Below are 21,589 nucleotides of genomic sequence, written 5' to 3'. Positions count from 1 at the left end.
CGTACCCCTCAAGCGGCAAGGTGAATCACAAAATGACGCTCCAACGGCAACTACCGCAGACCACTGTGGATGCAATCGCCACAGCTGTGGACTCGAAGATGGCCGTGTGCATTGAGGCGCTGAGGGAATTGGTCAAAATCCCGGGAGCGGCATGGCCAGGCTTTGACCGGGAGCTGTTGGAACTGAGCGCTGCCCAGGTCCGTGAACTCTTCCAGAGAGCGGGCTTTCCAGATGCGCGCATCGTTCGTAGCTTGGGGGACGGAGGCCTCCCCGGTGCACCCGCCGTGTTGGCCAAGCGATCTGCGGCGCCGGGATTTCCCATGGTCTTGCTCTACGCCCATCATGATGTGCAACCGTCCGGTCCAAACGAAGCCTGGGCGACTCCGCCGTTTGAGCCAGTTGAGCGCGGTGGCCGCCTCTTCGGGCGTGGCGTAGCCGATGACAAGGCGGGCATCGTCATGCACCTCGCAGCCGTCCAAGCGGTGGACGCGGCACTCGGGTCGCGGCACGGTCTCGGCCTCACCATTTTCATTGAGGGAGAGGAAGAAGCGGGATCGCCAACACTGGCCGGGATGTTGGAGGACTACAGGAGTGAGCTCAGTGCAGAGGCGGCCATCGTGGCAGATTCGGGGAGTTGGAAGGTAGGTACGCCAGCTCTCACGGCCAGCCTGAGGGGCTTGGTGGACGGCATCATCCGGGTTCGAGTCCTTGACCATGCACTGCATTCCGGAACCTATGGCGGCCCGGTGCTGGATGCATTGACCGTGTTGGCGAAGCTCATGGCCAGCTTTCATGACGACGACGGAGCTGTAGCGGTAGAGGGGTTGGTTTCACGTTCCGGAAGCGGGCCGGATATGGATCAGGACGTGTTCAGGCGTGATGCAGGCGTTCTCACAGGGGTGGAACTGGCGGGCAGTGGGTCACTCACTTCCCGGCTGTGGACCAAGCCTGCGCTCTCCTTCGTAGGCCTGGATGCCCAACCGATAGCGACGGCGGGTAATGTTCTGCTGCCGGAAGCCTCCGTGAAGTTCAGTCTCCGGCTGCCTCCGGGCAGCGACCCCCACCAAGCTATGGAAGCAGTACGGCGGCACGCAGCACGGCACACCCCTTTTGGTGCGGAAATGACGTTCATTCCGGGAGCGCGGAGCAAACCCTTCACCGTTACCTCCGATGATCCGATGGTCCAGGCAACCCTCTGGTCCTTGGAAGCAGCCTGGGGCTCAGACGCCGTCATGATGGGCGTTGGCGGATCAATACCCTTTGCCGCGGCGCTCGCCGAACAGCAGCCCGACTGTTCCATCCTCATCACCGGGGCGGAAGACCCCGACTCCCGTGCCCACGGCGCCAACGAATCGGTCCACCTGGGCGAACTCAGGAACGCGATATTAGCGGAAGCGCTCTTTCTGGCGCAGTTGCAGTTCACCTCGCATCTTTCCTCCGGACTGTGAACCGGAGCGAGAACGGGTTGAGGTTGGCAGGAAGATTGGTGTGAGGGCCCAGCCGTCCGGGATCGGTGAGCCGAAAATCAGTGCGCTCAATGAACTGGGCAAGGGCGGCACTGGTCAGCAGCAGGACGAGCTGGCGGCCGGGGCAACGGACTGGTCCTTCGCTAAAGGGGACCAGAGCCCAATCCTTGCCCTGGTCAGGACCCTGGCCCTGTTCGACGCCTTGACTCAGCCACAACTCCGGGCGAAACCGATCGGCGTCGGGAAGTAGCTGGCTGTCCCTGTTGAAATACGGCGCAAAAACCAGGACGCCGCACTTAATGGGCATGATTCCCTCTGCCCACCTGACCTCCCGGGTGGTTTGGCGCAGGATCATGGGCGTTGTGGGCCAAAGCCGAAGTGATTCCAGGACACATGCCCTGAGGTAGGGCAGGTGTTTGCGCCCGGACGTATCCTCATCCAGCTCCTGCGTTGCCCTCCCAAGCTGGTCCCGGTGGGAGGCCAAAAGGGCGAGCGTGCGGAAGGTGGCCATCCCGGCCGGATCAAATGCGAAAAGCCATTGGGGGATCTGGTCCACGGGTGCGGCCGTTGCGGATGGATCATGATCCTTCAGAGTGTGCGCGAGGCTGCCGGGCTCGGCGGCCAGCATCCTTTCCCGAACTGCTGACAGGAAGGCTGTTCGTGTTCTGTTTCGCATAGGTTTTAGCGCAGACCAGTTGGCATCCTTGCGCAGGCGTGCCAGTTTGCGGGTTAGTTCGACGTCGTCCGCAGCGTCAGTGCCGAAGACTACGCGCCGGACTATGCGCTCCCAGGCGGCGGAGAACCTTTCCCAATCGAGTTGCTCCTCCGCCGGAAGCCCGGCCAAAAGCTGTTCTATCTCCTCCCGGATGACGGGGAGGAAGTGGTCCGCAAAGCGATGAACAGGGCTTTCCGTGTCCAGGGCTTGTTCCTGAAGTGCCCGCCGGACGGATCGTTCAGGGCCTGCGGAGATCAGCACATTCCGGGGTTCAAAGTGGGCCAAGGCTCCGCGTTTTTCACTGCTGGCAGGTGAGAAAGGTTCGGGGGAGTTCTCGAGGATCGTATGGACTTCGGAGGGTCTGAGGGCCACGGCTTGGTCCCGGAGCGGCAATCGGAGAAGTAGGGGCCCCTCGGGATACTTAAGCCGCAACTTCCGCATCCGCGAGATCGCCCTCCCGTCCAGCCGGAACCGTTCAGAGGCGGCTTCCATTCGCGGTCGGCGCTTGATGGGACCCTTTGCCACAGTTGGCAGGAAGACGTCGGCGAGGAAAGCCATAGTGTCCAGCACCGAAGCTTTCGGTAATGAGGCATGCTTACTCATGTCCTAAGCATACTTATCTTTTTCAAGCGATCCCTGACTTCCAAGGATTGACTGTGAAAATAGGTCATATGACCTAGAGTGATTCCATGAACGACTTCCTCGAACTCGATACCACCGGTCCCGTCCTGATCGTCGGTGGCTACGGCACCGTCGGAACGGCGCTAACCCGCCTCGCCGCACCAGACTGGCCCTTGCTGCTGACGGGGAGGAACCCTGATCGCGGCGGCCATTTGATCGGCGGCAAGGTTCCCGGCCAGCAACAAAAAGTGACAGTGCAGAAGTGGGACCTCAACCAGCCGGAGCCGTTTACCGCCAAGGTCAGGGCAGTCATCAGCGCAGTCAACGATCCCGATGACAGGGTTCTTCGCGCTGCCGTCGGCGCCGGCATTCCGTATGTTGACGTCACCCGTTGGACCAGCCGCGTCACCCGGGCAGTCACGCAGGCCACCCTCCTGCGGCCAACTGCTCCTGTACTGCTTAGCTCGGGCTGGATGGGCGGGGTCACCAACATCGTCGCAGCAGCTTTGGCCCAGGACGCGGGCGGCGGGGACACGATCGACGTCGCAACCCGTTACGACATCAACGATCAGGCAGGAGCCGATTCAGTGGACTTCATGGACCGGCTGGGACTGGACTTTGAAGCACGCAAAGGCGGTAAGGCCGCCGTCGTACGCCCCCTGACTGACGCGCGCTGGGTGGACGTTGGCGGGCATCGCACCAAAGTGGCGCGGCTCGACACGCCTGAACAATTCACGTTGCCACTGACTGTAGGAGCGGGATCGGTGGCAACCCGGATCGGGTTCAGTTCCAATACATCCACGACGGCGTTGCTCGCCGCGCGTGCGGTGGGTCTGTTCCGCTGGGGTAGCGGGGAACGGTGGGCGTCGCTGCGTCGCTCGTTGCTGTATTCACCCGGCTCAGGTGGAACGGCACATCTACTCATTGATGTGAAAGGTCCGGCCGGAACACGAACTGCGGTTATTTCCGATCCGCAGGGCCAGGCGCATTTGACCGCGCTGGGTGGGTTGCTGGGTCTGCACACAGTGCTTGCAGAGGGCGCGAGGGCCGGCGTTTCATTCCCCGAATCCGCACCGGATCCTGTGTCCCGGCTCGCGGAACTTGAATCACACGGTGTGACAATATTGAGGTCATGACCGAAAGCAAGGGCGCCCTGCGAAAGGCGGCGCTCCTTGACGCTGCGGAAGAAGTTCTGATCACCAAGGGCAACGCCAACGCGGCAATGCGGGACTTCGCCGCAGCTGCCGGAGTACGGATCGGGCACTTGCAGCACTACTTTCCTACGCGGGCAGACCTGATCCGGGCGGTCCTAGAGCGAAGCCTGGAGCGCTCGTTGCAGCGGCTTGCGGAGGAGTCCGGGCTCGACCTTGGAGCAGGCTCGGTTGAAGGCCTGACCCGGGATGATTCGCGTCGGCTCCTGACGGCGCTGCTGCATGAACATTCAGCCCTTGAGGACGTGAAGATGCACGTCGAGATCTGGGCGTTGGCCTCCGCGGATCAGCAAGCGGCGAGTGCGCTGAGGAGCTTCTATGCGCAGTACGCGGCCCATGTGGGCGGCGTTGTGCGGCGGGGGAGACCGGACTTACCGGAACCGGAACTCCAGGGTGTGGCTGCCGCGATCGTAAGTCTCTTCGAGGGGGCGGCTGTGACACGCTCGGACATTGGCGGCCTGCGAACTGAGCCCGGCGACGAAGCCATTATCCGCACGGCACAATGGTTGATCCACGGACAGGAGCCCGCGCAGTGAATCAGTTTGTGCCAACTCCGGCCCAACTCCGCTGGCAGCAGCTGGAGTTCGGCGTCTTTATCCACTTTGGCATCAACACCTTTGCCGGCAAGGAGTGGAGCGACGGCACCATTCCGGCGTCGGGTTTTAACCCGACAGAACTCGACGCCGGCAGCTGGGTCCGCACGGCGAAAGAGGCAGGCGCGAGGTACCTGATCCTGACCGCCAAGCACCACGACGGATTCTGTCTTTGGCCGACGGCAACCACTGACTATTCAGTGACATCCTCGCCGTGGCGCGCCGGGGAAGGGGACGTCGTCCGCGAAGTCGCGGACGCCTGTGCGCAGCAGGGAATCGGTCTGGGTCTCTACCTGTCCCCGTGGGACCGCAATGCTGACTGTTATGGCGACCCCGCCGCGTACGACGATTTCTACGTCCAGCAACTCACGGAACTCTGCACGGGCTACGGTCCGCTCATGGAATTGTGGTTCGACGGCGCGGGCTCCGTGGGTCGTGAGTATGACTGGGACCGGATCATCGCTGTTGTTAAGGAACACCAGCCCGACGCCATGATCTTCAACATGGGCCAACCAACCATTCGCTGGGTAGGTAACGAGAACGGATTGGCGTCCGATCCCGTGGACTACGTTGTGAACCGTACGTCGGACACCCAGTACACGGACTCCAGCTCCGGGCTGCCTACGGAACACTACTTGCCGCCTGAATGCGATGTCTCCATCCGTCGCGGCTGGTTCTGGCATGCGGACGACGAACCGAAATCCGTGGAGCACCTGCTCGCCATCTATTACCAATCGGTGGGAATGGGTGCGAACCTCCTGCTGAACCTGCCTCCTGATACCCGTGGACTCATTCCGGAGGAGGATTCCGCGAGGCTCAAGGAATGGAAGGCTGAATTGGATCGTCGTCTCTCGGGGGTTGTGGAAGCGTCGGTTGAAAATCACGACGGCGGAGCGACCCTGAGTTTCCCGGCTCCGGTCACGTTCAACCATCTGGAGCTGGTGGAGGACTTACGTTCCGGGCAACGGATCACCCGTCATGTGGTGTCCTCTGATGGCGTCAATGTTGTTGACGGGATGACTGTGGGCAACCGGCGGATCCACCAGCTGACGGCTGTTACTGCATCAGAGCTGCACGTGAAGTTCTCGGGCGACGGCGGATGCCTGGTCTCCGCGCGGGTTTATGGCGGTGCGTTGGAGGCTGGAGTGCCGGCGATCCCCGAAGGCTACGAAGCTCCAACGGACGCGCCGGAATAATTCTCCATTCCCACCTGTACCCCCGAATTGCCGTGGCCGCTTGCCGGGCGGCTAATAATGTCGGTGCCTGCAGCGAGAGTTAGGGAATGGAGCGAATTGGGGAGAGGCAGGCGGGTGCAGGGGTGGCGCATGCCGCTGTTACTGCCTCGTCTCCCGGCCGGACGCCTCGGGTCCCTCCGCGGGCTAACGAGGCGCGCGCTGTGGGGCTGGCCAGTCCAGGCCTTGGCGACTCTGGCAAGCCCGGTACGGCCCCGGCGGGTCCTGTTCAGCCTGGCGCGGTTCAGGCCGGCTCCGTGAGTGGGGACCTGGTTGAGCAGTTGCGGGTTTTGGAGGAGATGAAGTCGGCCATTACCGCTTTGCAGGCGCGGGTTGCTGTGGCTTTTGATCTTGCCCAGCGTGCTGAGCAGGCCGAGGCCGGTGTCCCTGCCTCGGAGCGGGGCCAGGGTGTGGGTGCTCAGGTGGCGTTGGCGAGGCGGGAGTCGCCGAATCGTGGGTCCCGGTTGCTGGGTTTGGCGAAGGCTCTTGTGCTGGAGATGCCGCGGACGTTGGCGGCTCTGAAGTCGGGGCGGTTGAACGAGTGGCGGGCCACGCTTTTGGTGAAGGAGACGGCGTGTTTGTCTGTTGAGGACCGGTGTGCGGTGGATGAGGAGCTCGCCGCCGATACCGGGTTCTTTGACGGGAAGGGCGATAAGGCGATTGTTGCGGCGGCGAAGGCTGCGGCGTATCGGCGGGATCCGCGGTCGGTGGCCGGGCGTGCGAGCCGGGCCGCGGCTGAGCGGATGGTGAGCCTGCGCCCGGCGCCGGACACGATGACTTACCTGACTGCCCTGTTGCCGGTCGCCCAAGGCGTGGCTGTTTACGCTGCCCTGTGCCATGCGGCTGATTCGGCCCGTTCCAGCGGTGACGCGGGATCCAGCGGTGATGCGGGGTCTGGTGTTGTCCCTACGCGGGGTCAGGTCATGGCCGACACTTTGGTCGAACGGGTCACCGGCACGCCGGGCGGGGTCTCGGGGATCAACCTGGACCTCGTCATGACCGACCGCACCCTGTTCCAAGGTGACAGTGAACCGGCTCGGCTCAAGGGCTACGGAATCGTCCCCGGAGAGTGGGCAAGGGAACTTCTCTGTTCGGGGCAAGCCGCAACCCCGGAACAGACCGCAACCCCGGAACAGACCGCAACCCCGGAACAGACCGCAACCCTGGAACAGACCGCAACCCTGGAACAGGCCGCAACCTTGGGACAGACAGTGGCGAACCCGGCCTCCGGCCCGGGGCGAACCGGCCAAGATCACGCGGGAACGCCGGATGCAGAGCTCACTGTCTGGCTTCGCCGGCTCTACACCGCGCCGGCCAGTGGCGAGCTCCTGAGCCTGGACTCCAAAGCCCGACTCTTCCCGACAAGGCTCCGGCGTTTCATCGAAACCCGCGACGATACCTGCCGCACGCCGTACTGCGACGCACCCATCCGGCATATCGACCATGTGGTTCCGTGGCGTTCCGGAGGGAAATCGAACCTCGCCAACGGTGCAGGGTTGTGCGAGGCGTGTAACCACATCAAGGAAAACCCCGGCTGGACCACCAAAACCGTACATGCTGACGTGCACGGGGGGATCCACACCCTGGAAGTCAGCACACCCACCGGGCACACCTACCAATCGAAAGCCCCACCCCTGCCCGGACACCGCCCCTCCAGAACGTAGAAACCCGCCGTAGATGCCTTGGTGTTGCCTGCCCGGAGGCTGGTTGGTGCCTGCCCGGAGTTTCATTTCTGCCCACCTCAATGCGCCTGCAGAAAATTTTGAAAAAAGTTCGTACCCCCGCGTAACCCTTTGGTGTGCCGCGACGATTACGTCTTTGAAAGGGCCGAGCTGGAATTTGTCCCCCATCATGTTCCAGCTCGGTTCTTCCTTGTCTCGGGGGAGTTTGGTCTCCGGGGAGTTTGTCGGGAGAGCGGGTCCTTCTACGGAAGGGCGGTGAGAGCAGTTACCCTTGGTGGGGTCGTCCGTTGGTGACAAGGCGGATGTCCAGGCCCAAGCACGGACCTGCCGCCGATCGAAAGCCTCATTCTGTGACCGACGCATTGACCGATGAAGCGCTACATGCACTCAAGGGCAATAACGCGGAACTGTTCGGCGCCGTCTACCAGACGTATGCCGGTCAGGTTCTCGGCTACCTGACGGCCAAAGGTGTGTCAGACCCGGAGGCAATCACCCAGGATGTGTTCCTGGCTGTCTTGCCCCGGCTGGACGACATCAGCGGCGGAGTTAATGGCCTCCGGACCTTCATTTTCTCGGTGGCTCATGCCCGCATGGTGGATGAGCACCGGAAGCAAAGCAGGGCACCTGAACACCACGAGTTTGAGCCGGAGCGGGATACCCGGGAAGCGAGTTCCGCGGAGGCGGAAGCCATGGGCCTTTTGGCACCTAAAGAGGTCATGAAACTTCTGGATTACCTTGGTGACGACCAGCGGGAGGTCTTGACGCTTCGAATCGTGGCAGGCCTAACCGTTGAGCAGGTTGCCGAAATCATGGGGAAATCCGCCGGGGCAGTGAAACAACTGCAGCGGCGGGCACTCAATGCACTCCGTGAGCACTCGGCAGTAAAGGAATACGTGTCGCCATGACAAATAGGGACAGCGAACGCGAAGCAATCGTGGATGAGCTGCTGCTCGATGCCGATGCCGCCAACGGCACTAATGTCGATGCCACTGAAGTCGATGCCACGGATGTCGGCGCCACGTCCGGCGTCCGGCAGGCGCTCCTCTCACTGGGTTCCTTCGCCAACCTTGCAGCCCCAACTCCGGGTGCGGAGCTTTCCGCCATGCTGGCTGGTCCGCATGATGAAGTCTCCAAACGTCGCTGGAGGCACAAACACCGCACCGCCGTAGTGAGCGTAGCCGTGGTGGCAGCGATGGGCCTCGGTGTCAGTGGTGTTGCCGCAGCAAGTTCCGGCTTCACCCGGAATCCTTCCTTCATTGATGAACTTCTGGACAATGTCCGGCCGCAGCCAGTGGCCGCGCCGGTACTGCCGATTCCCGACGCCCCGCGAATCAGCACGGAACCTGCTCTCGTTGTGGATCCTGCGGCGATTCCGTCGATCCCGGCCGCCACGTCTATACCCGTGCCTAACGACGCTGCTCCCACGGAAACGGCACAGGCACAGGCACAGGCGCAGGCGCAGGCGCAGGCACAGGATGTGCTCGCAGCCCCCGATCCCGCCACAAGCCACGAAACGCCGGCGGCGGCCAGCCCCGTCCAGAGTGGCTCAACGCCGGGTCATGCCACGCCGGGCAGTGCCACGCCAAACCTTGCCACACCGGGCAACACCACGCCGGGCAACACCACGCCGGGCAACACCACGCCGGGCCATGTCACGCCAAACCTGGCCACGCCGAACCCGCAGGCAAAGCCCGCCCCGATCAAGGCGGAGAAGCAGCAGTCCGCTAAGCCTGATGCGTCACTGCAAGGTGCCGGGAAGCCGGCGCCCGCTTTGCCTGGATCGGACGCCATCAAGCCCGGACACGTGCCTCCCGTTTTGGGCAAGCAACTGACGGGCAAGCAACTGACCGAGGAACAGTTAAGGACGGTCACGGACAACTGGAAGCAGTGGCTTAAGCACGGCGACCGACGCTAGGAAAGGACCAGCCGCCGCCTGAAGGAAACCCCGCACCGTGCAGAATCTTCGGCAAACCTGCTCGTGGAGGGCCGGGAGTAGGCTGGGGGCCATGATGCATGTCAACGATCCGGCCGTCGTCGAGCGGTTGATGCGAACAAAAGGCACCTGGGCCATCGTTGGCCTCAGCACCAACCAGTGGCGCTCTGCGTACGATGTCTCCCTGTATGTCCGGGACAAAATGGGCATGGAGATCATCCCCATCAACCTCAAGGGCGAGGATGTGCACGGCGAAAAGGGTTATAAATCCTTGGCAGACATCCCTGAGGCTAGGCACCCCATTGATGTTGTTGACTGCTTCGTTAACTCCCAACTGGTGGGCGCCGTGATTGATCAAGCCATCGCGATCGGCGCTAAAGCTGTATGGCTTCAACTCGGCGTCTTTGACGACGACGCCGTGCAGCGAGCACGTGACGCCGGACTGGACGTGGTGGTCAACTCCTGCCCGGCACGTGAAGGCTGGCATTACGGCCTGTGATGGCCGCGCTGATTCCTCTGCTAGATTGCAGCTGAATCATTTTTTGAGTCTTGGGGGACAACCATGTTCGGCGGCCATTCTGCGGTGCCTGTTTCCACGCCCAGCAGACGGGCCGTCTTCAGTGTTTTAGGCGCTTCCGTGGTGGCCGGATTGACGGCGTGCACTGCAGCCGAAAGTTCGACGCCGGTGCTAACGCCCAGTGGCGCTGCCGCGTCGCCCGAGGTGTCGGGGGCGAACGGTGCGCTGGCAGTCGGAGGCGAGGTACCGACGTCGTCCGCTTCCCCAGCGCTAACTCCCTCTCCAACCCCTACGCCGACGGCCACCAAACGCATCCGCCGCACGTTTATCCCCGATTGCCAGCTGCCGCCGATCGTTGGTGGGCTGGCTCCGGTGATCACCAAAATCGAGACCAAGCACCCGGTGGTGTTCCTGACCATCGATGACGGCAACATCAAAACGCCGGAGTCCATCAAGCTCATGGCCGAATACGACTATCCGTCGTCGCTGTTCCTCACCAGGGACACCATCGCGGACAACCCGGCTTTCTTCAACGCGTTCAAAGCCCAGGGCAGCCTGATCGAGAACCACACGGTCACTCACAACATCAACATGGTGAGGCAGTGGGGTTATCAGCAGCAACTCAACGACATGGTGGGAATGCAGGAGTATGCGCTCCAGCACTACGGCCGCCGTCCTACGCTTTTCCGGCCGCCGGGAGGCGCGTACTCCAACGTGATGCGCCAAGCCGTTGCTGACGCAGGAATGAAGGCAATCGTTACGTGGGAGGCGAAGGCGAACGCGGGGAAGATGGACTACCAGGTGGGCAACTCACTGCGTCCCGGTGACATTGTGCTCATGCATTTCCGGGCTGAGTTCGCCGCTGACCTCGCGGCTTTCCGCGCTGCCCAGTTGGCGGCGGGACTTGAAGTGGTGCTGCTGGAGGACTTCCTGGGCGTGGCGTAAGCGGAGCGTCCACATGACCCGTCACCCGGAGCGCCACTAGGCTCTCCCCATGGATGTTTCCACCCTCCGCGAGATTTGCCTGGGCTTTCCCGGTGCGTTCGAAGACTTCCCGTTCGGTCCCGAGACCTCCGTATTCAAGGTGCGTTCCGCCGTCGCGGGTGGTTCGCGCCAGGAGGCCAAGATGTTCGCGTTGTCCACCATGGATCCGCACAACTGGTCCGTGAGCCTCAAATGCGAGCCCGCGCTGGCCGAACAACTCAGGGCAGCGAACCCCGAAATCACCGGCGCCTGGCACATGAACAAGACCCACTGGAACGGTGTCCGCCTGGATGGCGCCCTGCCCGATGACATGATCCGGGACATGGTGGAGGACTCGTATGACCTGGTGGTGGCGACACTGAGCCGCAAGCAACAGGAGCAACTTGGCTGGGCCAGGCTGGCAAAACCACAGGGCAACTGACACGCCCGCAAACCCCTCCCCACGGCGCTGACATGGGACTAGATTGATACTGCATACCTAAAGACCTCAGCCACTGGCTGGTCAGGAGCGGTTTGATGCTGGATCAGAAGACACTGGACAACCTATGGAACTTTCGCGATCCTGCATCCTCCGAGGCAGCGTTCCGCGCCGCGATGACAGAAGACGTGTACGACGTCGACGAGCGCGCTGAGTTGGCAACCCAGCTTGGGCGGGCCATTGGTTTGCAGGGCCGTTTCGAAGAAGCCGATGCCCTCCTGGACGAAATTGACGACGACGAGCCCACTGTTGGCGTGCGTATCCTCCTTGAGCGCGGGCGGGTTCTAAACTCCGGTGGGCGGGCCGCCATGGCTGTGCCGCTCTTGGAGCAGGCGGCCGAGTTGGCGGACCATCTCGGTGAGGAATTCCTGGCTGTCGATGCCCTGCACATGCTCTCCGTTGCAGATGCTGCCAATGCCGAAGTGTGGATGCGTAGCGCCCTTGAATATGCGTCCACGGCCCATGATGAGCGAACCAAGCGTTGGATGATTGCTTTGCACGCAAGTCTGGGTGCGTTTCTGCAGGGTAAAAACCGACTCACGGAAGCATTGGTGGAGTTCCAGTTGGCCGAACAATGGGCGGAACGACTGGGAACTGAGCGGCAGAGGGCCTTGGCACGGCAGGCAATTACGGAGTGCGGAAAAGCCCTCGCAGAAGGTCCGTAGAAAGATCACGCTTTGACAAATGTTGATCGAAACTACCAAGAAAGATTGATTTTCGATCATTCGTGGTGAATTATGTCACAGAAGGTTGGTGCTGCCAGAGCGCCTACCCAGACTGTCTGACTGAACGGCTTTCCCGCCGCAACAGTCGACACTACGAGTCACTGGAGGGTTTAGAAATGAACGTTCAGCACCAGTCCGTCGGACGCCGTGGATTCCTGCGCGGAGCACTCGCAGCAGCAGTGCTCGTGCCTATGGGTGGAACCATTGCTTCCTGTGCCGCAGGTGGCGGCGGCACTACCACCGGCCCCACCGGCACTGTCTCCGACACCAACCCGTTTGGCATGGCGGAGAAAGCAACCCTCGACGCCGTGATCTTCAAGGGCGGCTACGGCATCGACTATGTCGAGTTCGCCGGCAAGATCTTTGAAAAGACGCACGAGGGCTCCACTGCCAAGATCGCCCCGTCCACGGATATTGCCCAGGAGCTCCAACCGCGCTTCGTGGGTGGCAACCCGCCGGACCTGATCGACAACTCCGGTGCAAAAGCCATCGGCTTCAGCACCATCCTGGCCCAGCTCGAGGACCTCACCCCCCTTGTGGAGGCGAAGAACCTCGAAGGCAAGGTCATCAAGGACACCCTGTACACCGGCGTACTGGCTCCAGGTACCTTCGACGGCAAGCTTGCTGCCCTGAACTACGTGCTGACCGTCTTCGCCATGTGGTACTCGGATTCCCTCCTCAAGGAAAATGGCTGGACGCTGCCCAAGACCTGGGACGAGATGTACACCTTGGGCGAGCAGGCCAAGGCCAAGGGTAAGTACCTGTTCGTATGGGGCAAGGAAGCTGCCACCTACTACCAGGAAATGGCTATCGCGTCCGCAGTCAAGGAAGGCGGCGACGAAGTCCGCATCGGCTTGGAGAACCTCACGGCCGACTCATGGTCCCACCCGGCTATCCAGTCCGTCTTCACTGCGCTGGACAAGATCGTGAAGGCAGGGTTCTTCAAGCCTGGTGGCTCCGGCACCCAGTTCACGGCAGCACAGGCTCAGTGGACCAACGCCCAGGAGGCCGTGTTCTACCCGTCAGGTTCCTGGATTGAAAACGAAATGAAGGACCAGACCAAGGCAGGCTTCAACATGATGGGCGCTCCCGTGCCCACGGTTACTACAGGCTCCAAGCTGCCTTACACGTCCCTCCACAGCGCTGCGGGCGAGCCGTTCATTGTTCCCTCGCAAGGCAAGAACGCTGCCGGCGGCAAGGAATTGCTCCGCATCATGCTGTCCAAGGAAGCTGCGACCAACTTCGCCAAGACCAAACTGGCCCCCACCATCGTCAAGGACACTGTCCCGGCCGACGGCTTCGGTTCCACGGCGCTGGTCTCTCAGACCAAGTTGCTCGCTGACGCCGGCGAGGACATCTTCACTTGGAATTTCATTGACCTCTACGGAACCAACAAGGACCAACTGGTGGTCTGGAACAGCTTCCTGGACGGCAAATCGGACGTCGCAACCCTCACCTCCGCACTGCAGAACATCTCCGACAAGGTCCGCAACGACAGCTCGGTCAAGAAGATCGAAGTGAAGTGACTGTAGTGAAAACTCAGCAGAGCCGGAACGACGACGGCCTGGCCGCCGTCGTTCCGGCAACGGCTCCGCAGCAGTTGGTTAAGCGGCGGCGGAAACCGTTGACATGGGACAAGGTCAGCTTCTTCGCGGTCTTCCTCGGACTGCCGCTGGCGATCTACCTGTTGTTCGTGATTTGGCCCTTCGTGCAAGCCTTCGGTTATTCGTTGACGGACTGGTCCGGATTCTCGCCCACCCAGAACTTCATCGGCCTTGAGAACTACACCAAGATCTTTACGGACGACATTTTCATGAAGGCCATGGGGAACAACATCCTCTTGGTCATCTTCCTCCCCATCATCACCATCATCCTGAGCTTGGTGCTCGCGTCATTGGTGACGGTTGGCGGTAGCAGCAAAGGCCAGATCAAGGGCCTGCGGAACTCCAGCTTCTACCGGGTTGTGTCGTTCTTCCCCTACACGATTCCGGCGATCGCCATTGGCATCATGTGGGGACAGATCTACGATCCCTCCGGTGGCCTGCTGAACGGCATCCTGACCGGGCTCGGCTTTGACCAGTTCAAGGACTTCGCCTGGCTGGGCGATAAGAACACCGCAATGATCGCCACCATGTTCGTGATCGTCTGGGGCTTTGTTGGCTTTTACATGGTTCTCTTTGTTGCCGGTATTAAGGGCATTCCTGCCGAGCTTTTCGAGGCCGCCAGGATCGATGGTGCCGGTCGCTTCCGCACCGCGGTGTCCATCACCATCCCTTTGATTCGCGACAACATCCAGACTGCCTACATTTACATGGGCATCCTGGCGTTGGATGCTTTCGTTTACATGGCGGCCCTGAACTCGGGCGGTGGCCCGGACAACTCCACGCTGGTCATGGCGCAACAGCTGTTCTTCACCGCATTCAGCAAGGGACAGTTCGGCCTCGCCAGCGCCATGGGCGTTGTGCTGGCCGTTGCCACGCTGATCTTCTCCGGACTGGTCTTCCTGGTCAACCGGCTCACCGGCGGCGATAAGGATGTGAGCCTGTAATGACTACCAAAGTCTCAACTCCGGAAATGAAGTCACTGCACTTCCAGCCGCGGACCCCGGGAACCACCACGGGCGACAAAGTGGTGGGGGCGGTCTCGCATACCGCGCTGACCATTTGGACCCTCATCGTCATCCTTCCGCTGCTGTGGACGTTCATGTCCTCCTTCAAGACGTCCAGCGAGATCTTCGCCTCGCCGTTCGCCTTGCCGGGTGAATGGAAGCTGGACAACTACGTCAAGGCCTGGAGCGAGGCAGGCATCGGATCTGCCTTCCTCAACTCGGTTCTGGTAGTGGCCGTGGCACTGGTGATCGTTATGGTCCTCGGGGCCATGTGCGCATACGTTCTGGCCCGCTACACGTTCCGGGGCAGCCGGGCCATCTACTACTTGATGCTCGCGGGCCTGACCTTCCCGATCTTCCTGGCCATGGTGCCGTTGTTCTTCGTCCTGAGGAACATGGGCCTCCTGAACACCCTGCCGGGACTGATCCTGGTGTACGTGGGCTTTGCACTTCCGTTCACCGTGTTCTTCCTGTTCTCCTTCTTCAAGTCGCTGCCGCACGAAATCACTGAAGCAGCGGCCCTCGACGGAGCAGGGGAGTGGCGGACGTTCTTCCAGGTGATGCTGCCCATGGCCAAGCCGGGCCTCGCCTCGGTTGCCATCTTCAACTTCCTTGGCCTCTGGAACCAGTTCCTCATTCCGGTGTCCATCAACGCCGCCGGTCCTCGAGTCCTGTCCCAGGAACTCGCGGCCTTCGCCGGCCAGATGGGCTACGCCGTGGACTATGGCGCGCTGTTCGCGGCCGTCAGCGTCACCGTCATTCCGGTGCTCATCGTCTACGTGATCTTCCAGCGCCAGCTGCAGGGGTCGGTTTCGCAGGGCACATCCAAGTAACAGGCACCTCCAAGTAGTACAACCAAGCTAAAACAGCCTTCGACGGCGGTCCTCACCTCATGGTGCGGGCCGCCGTCGTGCGTTGATTCTGAAAAGATGGAACGGATTCTGTAGTGCAACGAAAGGCAGCAGTCCGTGATTTTTATTGTGGTCAAGTTCAACGTCAAGCCCGACTGGTCCGAGCGCTGGCTGGACCTGGTGGCCGACTTCACCAAGGCGACCCGCGAAGAGCCCGGCAACCTGTGGTTCGACTGGTCCCGCAGTGTGGACAACCCCAACGAGTTCGTCTTGGTGGAAGCCTTCCAGGATGACGCCGCTGAGGCCCACGTCAACAGCGCACACTTCAAGAAGGCCATGGCGGACATGCCGCAGGCCCTCGCGGAGACTCCCCACATCATCAGCCGCCAGTTCGAAGGCAGCGGCTGGGACCGCATGGGAGAACTGACCATCGACTAGCGGCTGTACCGCATCCACCCACTTTGGAACCAAAACCGCCCCCGACACACCTTCAAAGAGGCGTGTCGGGGGCGGTTGTGATTCAAAGAAGGTCGTGGCGGCACAGGCGCTCGACCCTACTACTCAGAACATCCAGGGAATCTCTGCGTGGCCGAAGTCGCTGAACGAGCCGAAACGGCCGGCCTTGAACGCCAGCACCTCGCCGTCCCGGTCCCGGCACGTGGTGACCTGGCCGAAGAACACCTGGTGATCGCCGACGTCGTACTGCTGCACCACCGTGCAATCGGCCTGGGCCAGGGCGCCCTTGATCACCGGAAGCCCGCTGTCTGTAACGTCGAAATCTCCTTCGCCGAAGCGGTCCCCACCCCGGACGGCGAAACGCCGTGCCACTGACTCCTGCTTCGCACCCAGGATGGATACGGCGAACTTACCGCTTGCCATCAGGGCCTCGCCGGTGCGGGTGCCAAAGTTCAGCGAGATCATCAGAATGGGCGGTTCCAAGCTGATGGAGGTCAGCGAGCTGATGGTCATCCCGTACAGCTCGTCGTCGTGCTTGGTGGTGACCACGGCAACGCCGGTGAGGAATCGCCCCATCGCACGGCGCATCCCCATCGCATCAGGGATGGTGAAGGCTGGTGCCAGGCTCATGTCAGTTGCTCCGCTCCGTTTGTGCAGGATCCGTGTAGTAGCGAACTTCGAACATCTTGGCGCCGTCTTCGGAAACCCAGGGTCCGTGTTCCATTCCGGGAGGTCGGGTTGCCCAGTCGCCGGCCTTAAAGGTCTTCCCGAGGCGCTGATCTACGAAGGAGCCTTCGAAGATGAACACCTCTTCCCAGAAATCGTGCGTGAGGACGCCGTTGGGGGAAGTATCCGTGCCCGGCTCGAACTTGAGGATGCGCGTGACGCTGTCGTTGTCCGAATCCCGGGCGAGGATGGCCTCGGAGAGGCCCTCGATGTGTGGATTGCAGGGTGCGAAGTCCACTGAAGATACAGGCGTGAACTCCACTTCGGGCTTTGCCATGGCTATGCTCCTTCGATGCCGGTGCCGGTCCCATTGACTGTGCTGTCGATGCTGTACGAACCGAGGAACGTGTCCAGCTCCGCAACCAGTGCGTCATAGCCGTAGTTCCTGTAGGTGTAGGCACCGCGGACCACGAACGGCGCACCGGCGTAGAACATTTCGTACTGCTGGTGGCGGCCGGCGAACTCAGAACCGATGATGTCCCAGGCAAGTTTGAACAGTTTGACTCGTTCCTCGCTGGCAACGCCCGGCGACTGGACGTAGCGCTCCATGTCCGGACGTGTCACGCTGCTGGTCATGTCGGCGATGCTGGACGGCAGCTGCAGGACGCCTCCGCCTACCAGGTCGCGGAGGATGGAAATCACCCGCGGGTACGTCTCGGACTGCAAGCCCATGGCCCCGTAAAGTGCGCTCTTGCCCGGAACCCTCATGCCGGCGTCGTCCGTGGTTGCTGTGTATTCGGCGGCGAGGACGGCTGACTCAACGGACTGCACAATGGCGGCGAGCTCGCCCAGCTTCTCCTGCACGCCGGGGATCTTGTCCGTTCCGTTGACCTGCGCAACTTTGCGGGCAACGGAGGCGATGAACTTCAGCTTGGTGGAGAACCGGATCTGGGCCTGCCAGTTGCCCAGGGCGTGGGCGCCGGTGTCGAAGAACTGACGGCGCAGGGTCTCGATGTTCCGGTTGATGAACACCCGGTCCCACGGGATGAGCACGTCATCGAAAACAACCAAAGCGTTGGGCTCGTCGTAGTGGCTGGTCAGCGGGTAATCGAACTCGCTGGTCGCAGCAGGCGCGAACGGACGGCGGCAGTACAGCTTGAGTCCGTCGGTTGCCACCGGGATGGCGAAGCTGACCGCGAAGTCCACATCGTCCGGGCCAAGGGGCTTGATGCAGGTGACAAACACTTCGTCGGCAATGGCGGCGCCGGTGGCGAGCATCTGCGAACCGCGGACAATGATGCCCTCCTCGGTCTCACGTACGACGCCGACCTGCAGGTATTCGCCTTCCCAACCGGACGCTGTGGTTGCGCGGGAAACCTGCGGGGGAATGATCGCGTAGGAGAGGTACAGATTCTCGGACAGGATCTTCTTGTAGTACCGCTCCACGTTGCCGGCAAAGTCCCGTTCGTCGTTCTTGAAGACGTCCGGGTGGGAACCGAATGCGGCGAAGAAAGTTCCAACGTGGTCGGGGCTGCGCCCCACCCAGCCGTGAGTGTGCTTGGCCCACTTTTCGATTGCCTGGCGGCGAAGGACCAGCTCTTCCTGCGTGCGGGGAGCGGCGAAGGTGCGGTTGGCCGGTGCGTTGATCTCTTCCGAGTGGAACTGCATGCCGTTGGCAGGATCGGCTGCGATGTCGAACAGCTCGGCCATGGTCCGGGCAACGTTCGCGAAGGCCGGGTGCTCCAGGACGTTTCCGACTACCTCGCCGTCGAGGATCACCGTCCGGCCGTCGTTCAGGGACTTCAAATACTGCTTTCCGGTTCTCATCGGAGTGAGCCTTTCTTGATTTTGTAGTTATGTTCAATGGTGGTCCCATTCGGGAAGGAGAGCTCCAACTTCCAGGAAGTTCCGTCGACGAACTTCCCGTTCAGGAGCGGAAGCGTGCCTCCCAAGCACATGAAATCAGCGTCGCCGATGTCGGTTCGTGACAGAAGACGCTCGACGACGTCGGCCGGCTTGAGGAGGCCGCTCAGCGAACCTTCCTGGTACAGGGCCCCATCAACCCATGAACGGGCGGTGCATTCGTCGAGATCCAGGTCTTCCAGTGATTCGACAGCGATTACCTCGTTTGAGACAGGCTTGGGGCATGCCCGCTTGGAATCGCCGATGTCGCGGGCTTCAATGTCCCGGTCTGTGTGGTCGGAGCCGATACCGAGGTAGTACTTTCCGTCGTGGCGGATGTAGAGGGGCTCGATCTCGCCGGACGTCAGGTTCTCGGTGGTGTCATGTTCACCCGAGGTCTCGAACAGGTCCGAGTCCATCCGGTAAAACATGGGAACCTCCGGTGGGGGAGCCACGCCGATTGCGGCGAGCTCATCGATGTGATGCTGGACTGCCTTGGGATCGCGGCCCGTGTAGCCGGCCACTACTGCATGGAAGTCGGTGACGACGATTGTCTGGTCGGTGCCCACCACCCTGAAGGTGAGCGGGACTTGCCTTGTGGTTTCCTGTGTTTGCATTGGGTTTCCTCTAGACAGTCAAAGTGTTGTAGGCGGGAAGGCGATCGCCGATGACGGGGAACTCTTCACGGACGGCCTGCACCTGCAGGGGATCGATGTCCACCATCAGCACGGTTTCGTCGGAGCCCGCTTCGGCAATGACGTTGCCACCCGGGTCCACCACCCGGCTATAACCGCCAAGGTCCACGCCTTCCTGGTTGCCCGCGGCGTTGCAGGCGATCACGAAGATCTGGTGTTCCAAGGCCCTGGCAGTGGTGAGCAACCGCCAGTGTTCCCGCCTTGCAGCGGGCCAGGCTGCGGGAACGATCACGATGTCCGCACCGCGGGTGCTCAACTCCATCCACAACCCGGGGAAGCGGAGGTCGTAACAGGTGATGCCGGCAACGGCGCCGAACGGCAGTGGGACTACGGGAAGTGAGGAGCCGGCAGTGAGCAGGCTGGCTTCCTTGGACTTGTAGCCGAATACGTGGATCTTCCGGTACGTGTGGACCACGCTGCCGTCCGGCCCCAGCAGGATGGAGGTGTTGCTGAGCTGGCCGTCCTCACCCGCCTCGATGATGCTGCCGAGGTGAAGGTAGACACCCAGGTCCGCCGCTACCCGCGAGCACATGGAGACTGTTGGCCCGTCCAATGTTTCCGCGAGGTCCTCATAGGCATCGAAGTGGAAGTAGCCGGCGCTCCAGAGTTCAGGAAGCACGATGAGTTCTGCGCCGTTGATGCCCCGAAGGATGGCTTCCACGCGATCAATCCGTTCCTCACGGGTTTCGGAGTCCGGACTGGCCACTTGGACGAGTGCGATTTTCATGCTTGTTCCTTGTCCAGGCTTGGGGTCAAGTCTTTGTCCAGATCGCTGAGCTTCAGGCCCTTGGTTTCCTTGGCGAACATCACCGAGACCATGGAGATCAGGCCCATGGCCGCGAGGTAGATGCCGATCGCGTAGCCGGTGCCGAAAGCGCTGTAGAGAGCCAAGGCGATGATGGGGGACAACGAACCTGCGATCAGCGACGCCAGGTTGTAGGACACTGAGGTTCCGCTGTACCGGACGTCCGTGGGGAAGAGCTCAGAGAAGAACGCGCCGATCACTGAGCTGTACGCCGCGAAGATCAGGAGCCCTCCCACAGCTGCGGCAATGATGCCCCACACCTGGCCGGTGTTCAGCAGGAAGAAGAACGCGAAGGCCCACACCATGGTGGCGATCGAGGCACCAATCAGGATTGGTTTACGGCCCACCTTGTCTGCGTAGACGGCGAGGATGGGAATGGCGACGACGGCGACGCCCTGGCCGATCATGACGGCGGTGAGGCCCGTTTGCCTTTGCAGCCCCATGATCTGGGTGACGTACGTGATGATGAACAGCGAGTAGATGTAGAAGCCTGCGTTTTCGCCCATCCGGCTGCCGGTGGCGATAAGGATTTCACGCCAGTTGCGGCGGAACAGGATGGTCAGTGGCAGCTTCCGTTCCTTGTTGCCTTCGGCTTCGCGCTTGCGCTGTGCTTCCTTGAACAGCGGGGTTTCCTGCACGTAGAGCCGCAGGATGAGGCCGATGACAACCAGCAGGGCGGACAATCCGAACGCGATGCGCCAGCCCCATGCCAGGAATTCGCTCTCCGGCATGGTGGCGGCCAGGATGGCCAGGACGCCTGCGGCCATCAGGTTGCCCAGGGGCGGACCCATGTTTGGCCAGGAGGACCAGAAAGCGCGCCGGGTGCTCTCATTGCTGTGTTCGGAAACCAGCAGGACGGCGCCGCCCCACTCACCGCCCAGGGCAAAGCCTTGGATCAGGCGGAGCAGCAGGAGGAGCAAAGGTGCTGCCAGCCCGATGGCGGCGTAGGAGGGGATGAAAGCGATAAGGGTTGTAGCCACGCCCATGAGCATCAGGCTGGCAACCAAGGTGGCTCGACGACCATGCTTGTCGCCGAGGTGTCCCAGGACTATTGCGCCGATGGGACGGGCAAGGAAACCGGCTGCGAATGTTCCGAGGGCCAGCATGGTGCCCACCATGGGATCGTCGGTGGGGAAGTAGAGCTTGTTGAATACCAGCGCGGCCGCGGTGCCGTAGAGGAAGAAGTCATACCATTCGACGGCGGTGCCGGCGAGGCTCGAAGCAGCAACGACGGGCAGGCTGGAGTGCTTCTGTCGCCTCAGTTCTGCTTTCTTCAATTCGGTCATTGTGGGGTCCTTTTGCGGGGAGATTCCGGTGCGTGAGCGGTGTCACTAAGAAGACTGTAGACGAGTTGTATACAACCTGTCTATATTTAAACCAGAAGTTTTTTCGGGACCCCTCATGGTTCTGAATGCAGCTCGTATACTGGGCTAGGCGAGAAAGGCTCTG

23 protein-coding genes are annotated in these 21,589 nt (G+C 61.6%); 15 read left to right on the top strand and 8 right to left on the bottom strand.

The annotated features are described in order from the left end of the window. Positions 1–32: 32 nt before the first annotated feature. A complete protein-coding gene (locus tag M1D89_RS20980) occupies positions 33–1,448 on the top strand; it encodes a M20/M25/M40 family metallo-hydrolase (RefSeq protein ID WP_498646635.1) in 1,416 nt (471 codons plus the stop codon). Here the strand turns inward: M1D89_RS20980 and M1D89_RS20975 are convergent. Next, positions 1,420–2,784 carry a cytochrome P450 gene (locus M1D89_RS20975; RefSeq protein WP_498646633.1) on the bottom strand — a complete coding sequence of 455 codons (1,365 nt, stop codon included), beginning with the start codon at positions 2,782–2,784 and terminating at the stop codon, positions 1,420–1,422. The two genes, M1D89_RS20980 and M1D89_RS20975, sit on opposite strands and share 29 nt — an antisense overlap. An 86-nt stretch (positions 2,785–2,870) precedes the next feature. On the opposite strand from M1D89_RS20975, the gene M1D89_RS20970 reads away from it, so the two are divergent. From M1D89_RS20970 to M1D89_RS20940, 7 genes are all read left to right on the top strand, one after another. After that, a complete protein-coding gene (locus M1D89_RS20970; RefSeq protein ID WP_498646631.1) occupies positions 2,871–3,938 on the top strand; it encodes a saccharopine dehydrogenase family protein in 1,068 nt (355 codons plus the stop codon). Beyond that, complete coding sequence (locus M1D89_RS20965) at positions 3,935–4,549, top strand: TetR/AcrR family transcriptional regulator (RefSeq protein WP_498646629.1); 615 nt, start codon at positions 3,935–3,937, stop codon at positions 4,547–4,549. The genes M1D89_RS20970 and M1D89_RS20965 overlap by 4 nt, the downstream gene beginning before the upstream one ends. After that, the gene (locus M1D89_RS20960) at positions 4,546–5,802 is read left to right on the top strand and encodes an alpha-L-fucosidase (RefSeq protein WP_498646627.1); all 1,257 of its coding nucleotides are present in this window, start codon (positions 4,546–4,548) and stop codon (positions 5,800–5,802) included. Before M1D89_RS20965 ends, M1D89_RS20960 begins: the two co-directional genes overlap by 4 nt. Positions 5,803–5,888: 86 nt before the next feature. Continuing rightward, positions 5,889–7,502, top strand: a complete 1,614-nt coding sequence (locus tag M1D89_RS20955; protein WP_498646625.1) for an HNH endonuclease — start codon at positions 5,889–5,891, stop codon at positions 7,500–7,502. A 368-nt stretch (positions 7,503–7,870) separates the two neighbouring features. Then, the gene (locus M1D89_RS20950; protein ID WP_498646623.1) at positions 7,871–8,425 is read left to right on the top strand and encodes an RNA polymerase sigma factor; all 555 of its coding nucleotides are present in this window, start codon (positions 7,871–7,873) and stop codon (positions 8,423–8,425) included. Further along, positions 8,422–9,435: a hypothetical protein gene (locus M1D89_RS20945; protein ID WP_498646621.1), complete on the top strand. Its 1,014-nt coding sequence runs from the start codon at positions 8,422–8,424 to the stop codon at positions 9,433–9,435. Before M1D89_RS20950 ends, M1D89_RS20945 begins: the two co-directional genes overlap by 4 nt. Before the next feature lie 91 nt (positions 9,436–9,526). Next, a complete protein-coding gene (locus M1D89_RS20940; protein WP_498646619.1) occupies positions 9,527–9,952 on the top strand; it encodes a CoA-binding protein in 426 nt (141 codons plus the stop codon). Positions 9,953–9,972: 20 nt separating this feature from the next. On the opposite strand, the gene M1D89_RS20935 is transcribed toward M1D89_RS20940, so the two are convergent. After that, positions 9,973–10,284: a hypothetical protein gene (locus M1D89_RS20935; protein ID WP_498646617.1), complete on the bottom strand. Its 312-nt coding sequence runs from the start codon at positions 10,282–10,284 to the stop codon at positions 9,973–9,975. Positions 10,285–10,342: 58 nt separating this feature from the next. Here M1D89_RS20935 and M1D89_RS20930 point away from each other — a divergent pair, with 58 nt between their 5' ends. The 7 genes from M1D89_RS20930 (at position 10,343) to M1D89_RS20900 (ending at position 16,054) form a co-directional block, all read left to right on the top strand. Beyond that, on the top strand, positions 10,343–10,915 hold the full coding sequence (locus M1D89_RS20930; RefSeq protein WP_498646615.1) for a polysaccharide deacetylase family protein: 573 nt from the start codon (positions 10,343–10,345) through the stop codon (positions 10,913–10,915). Between the two features lie 49 nt (positions 10,916–10,964). After that, positions 10,965–11,375 carry an MmcQ/YjbR family DNA-binding protein gene (locus M1D89_RS20925; protein WP_498646613.1) on the top strand — a complete coding sequence of 137 codons (411 nt, stop codon included), beginning with the start codon at positions 10,965–10,967 and terminating at the stop codon, positions 11,373–11,375. Positions 11,376–11,470: 95 nt separating this feature from the next. Then, positions 11,471–12,097: a hypothetical protein gene (locus tag M1D89_RS20920; protein WP_498646611.1), complete on the top strand. Its 627-nt coding sequence runs from the start codon at positions 11,471–11,473 to the stop codon at positions 12,095–12,097. 176 nt (positions 12,098–12,273) lie between these two features. Then, positions 12,274–13,683, top strand: a complete 1,410-nt coding sequence (gene ngcE / locus M1D89_RS20915) for an N-acetylglucosamine/diacetylchitobiose ABC transporter substrate-binding protein (RefSeq protein WP_091465145.1) — start codon at positions 12,274–12,276, stop codon at positions 13,681–13,683. Then, positions 13,680–14,705, top strand: a complete 1,026-nt coding sequence (locus M1D89_RS20910; protein WP_498646608.1) for a carbohydrate ABC transporter permease — start codon at positions 13,680–13,682, stop codon at positions 14,703–14,705. Before ngcE ends, M1D89_RS20910 begins: the two co-directional genes overlap by 4 nt. Next, positions 14,705–15,598 carry a carbohydrate ABC transporter permease gene (locus M1D89_RS20905; RefSeq protein WP_498646606.1) on the top strand — a complete coding sequence of 298 codons (894 nt, stop codon included), beginning with the start codon at positions 14,705–14,707 and terminating at the stop codon, positions 15,596–15,598. The genes M1D89_RS20910 and M1D89_RS20905 overlap by 1 nt, the downstream gene beginning before the upstream one ends. A 135-nt stretch (positions 15,599–15,733) precedes the next feature. Next, positions 15,734–16,054 carry a putative quinol monooxygenase gene (locus tag M1D89_RS20900; protein ID WP_498646604.1) on the top strand — a complete coding sequence of 107 codons (321 nt, stop codon included), beginning with the start codon at positions 15,734–15,736 and terminating at the stop codon, positions 16,052–16,054. Between the two features lie 123 nt (positions 16,055–16,177). On the opposite strand, the gene M1D89_RS20895 is transcribed toward M1D89_RS20900, so the two are convergent. From M1D89_RS20895 to M1D89_RS20870, 6 genes are read right to left on the bottom strand one after another with little or no spacing between them, the layout of a single operon-like run. Then, positions 16,178–16,702 (bottom strand): flavin reductase family protein, encoded by a 525-nt coding sequence (locus M1D89_RS20895; protein WP_017198389.1) that lies wholly within the window; start codon positions 16,700–16,702, stop codon positions 16,178–16,180. Position 16,703: 1 nt separating this feature from the next. Next, on the bottom strand, positions 16,704–17,075 hold the full coding sequence (locus tag M1D89_RS20890; RefSeq protein WP_498646601.1) for a cupin domain-containing protein: 372 nt from the start codon (positions 17,073–17,075) through the stop codon (positions 16,704–16,706). Positions 17,076–17,077: 2 nt separating this feature from the next. Then, positions 17,078–18,565, bottom strand: a complete 1,488-nt coding sequence (locus tag M1D89_RS20885; protein ID WP_498646599.1) for a 4-hydroxyphenylacetate 3-hydroxylase family protein — start codon at positions 18,563–18,565, stop codon at positions 17,078–17,080. Beyond that, complete coding sequence (locus M1D89_RS20880) at positions 18,562–19,257, bottom strand: DUF2848 family protein (protein WP_498646597.1); 696 nt, start codon at positions 19,255–19,257, stop codon at positions 18,562–18,564. The genes M1D89_RS20885 and M1D89_RS20880 overlap by 4 nt, the downstream gene beginning before the upstream one ends. A 10-nt stretch (positions 19,258–19,267) precedes the next feature. Beyond that, positions 19,268–20,062 carry a carbon-nitrogen family hydrolase gene (locus M1D89_RS20875; protein WP_498646595.1) on the bottom strand — a complete coding sequence of 265 codons (795 nt, stop codon included), beginning with the start codon at positions 20,060–20,062 and terminating at the stop codon, positions 19,268–19,270. Continuing rightward, positions 20,059–21,426 carry an MFS transporter gene (locus M1D89_RS20870; RefSeq protein ID WP_498646593.1) on the bottom strand — a complete coding sequence of 456 codons (1,368 nt, stop codon included), beginning with the start codon at positions 21,424–21,426 and terminating at the stop codon, positions 20,059–20,061. The genes M1D89_RS20875 and M1D89_RS20870 overlap by 4 nt, the downstream gene beginning before the upstream one ends. Positions 21,427–21,589 lie beyond the last annotated feature (163 nt).

The organism is Arthrobacter sp. D3-18 (assembly GCF_054408525.1).
Note: the sequence above shows the minus strand (reverse complement) of the source record. Positions and strands in the feature narration are given on the sequence as shown.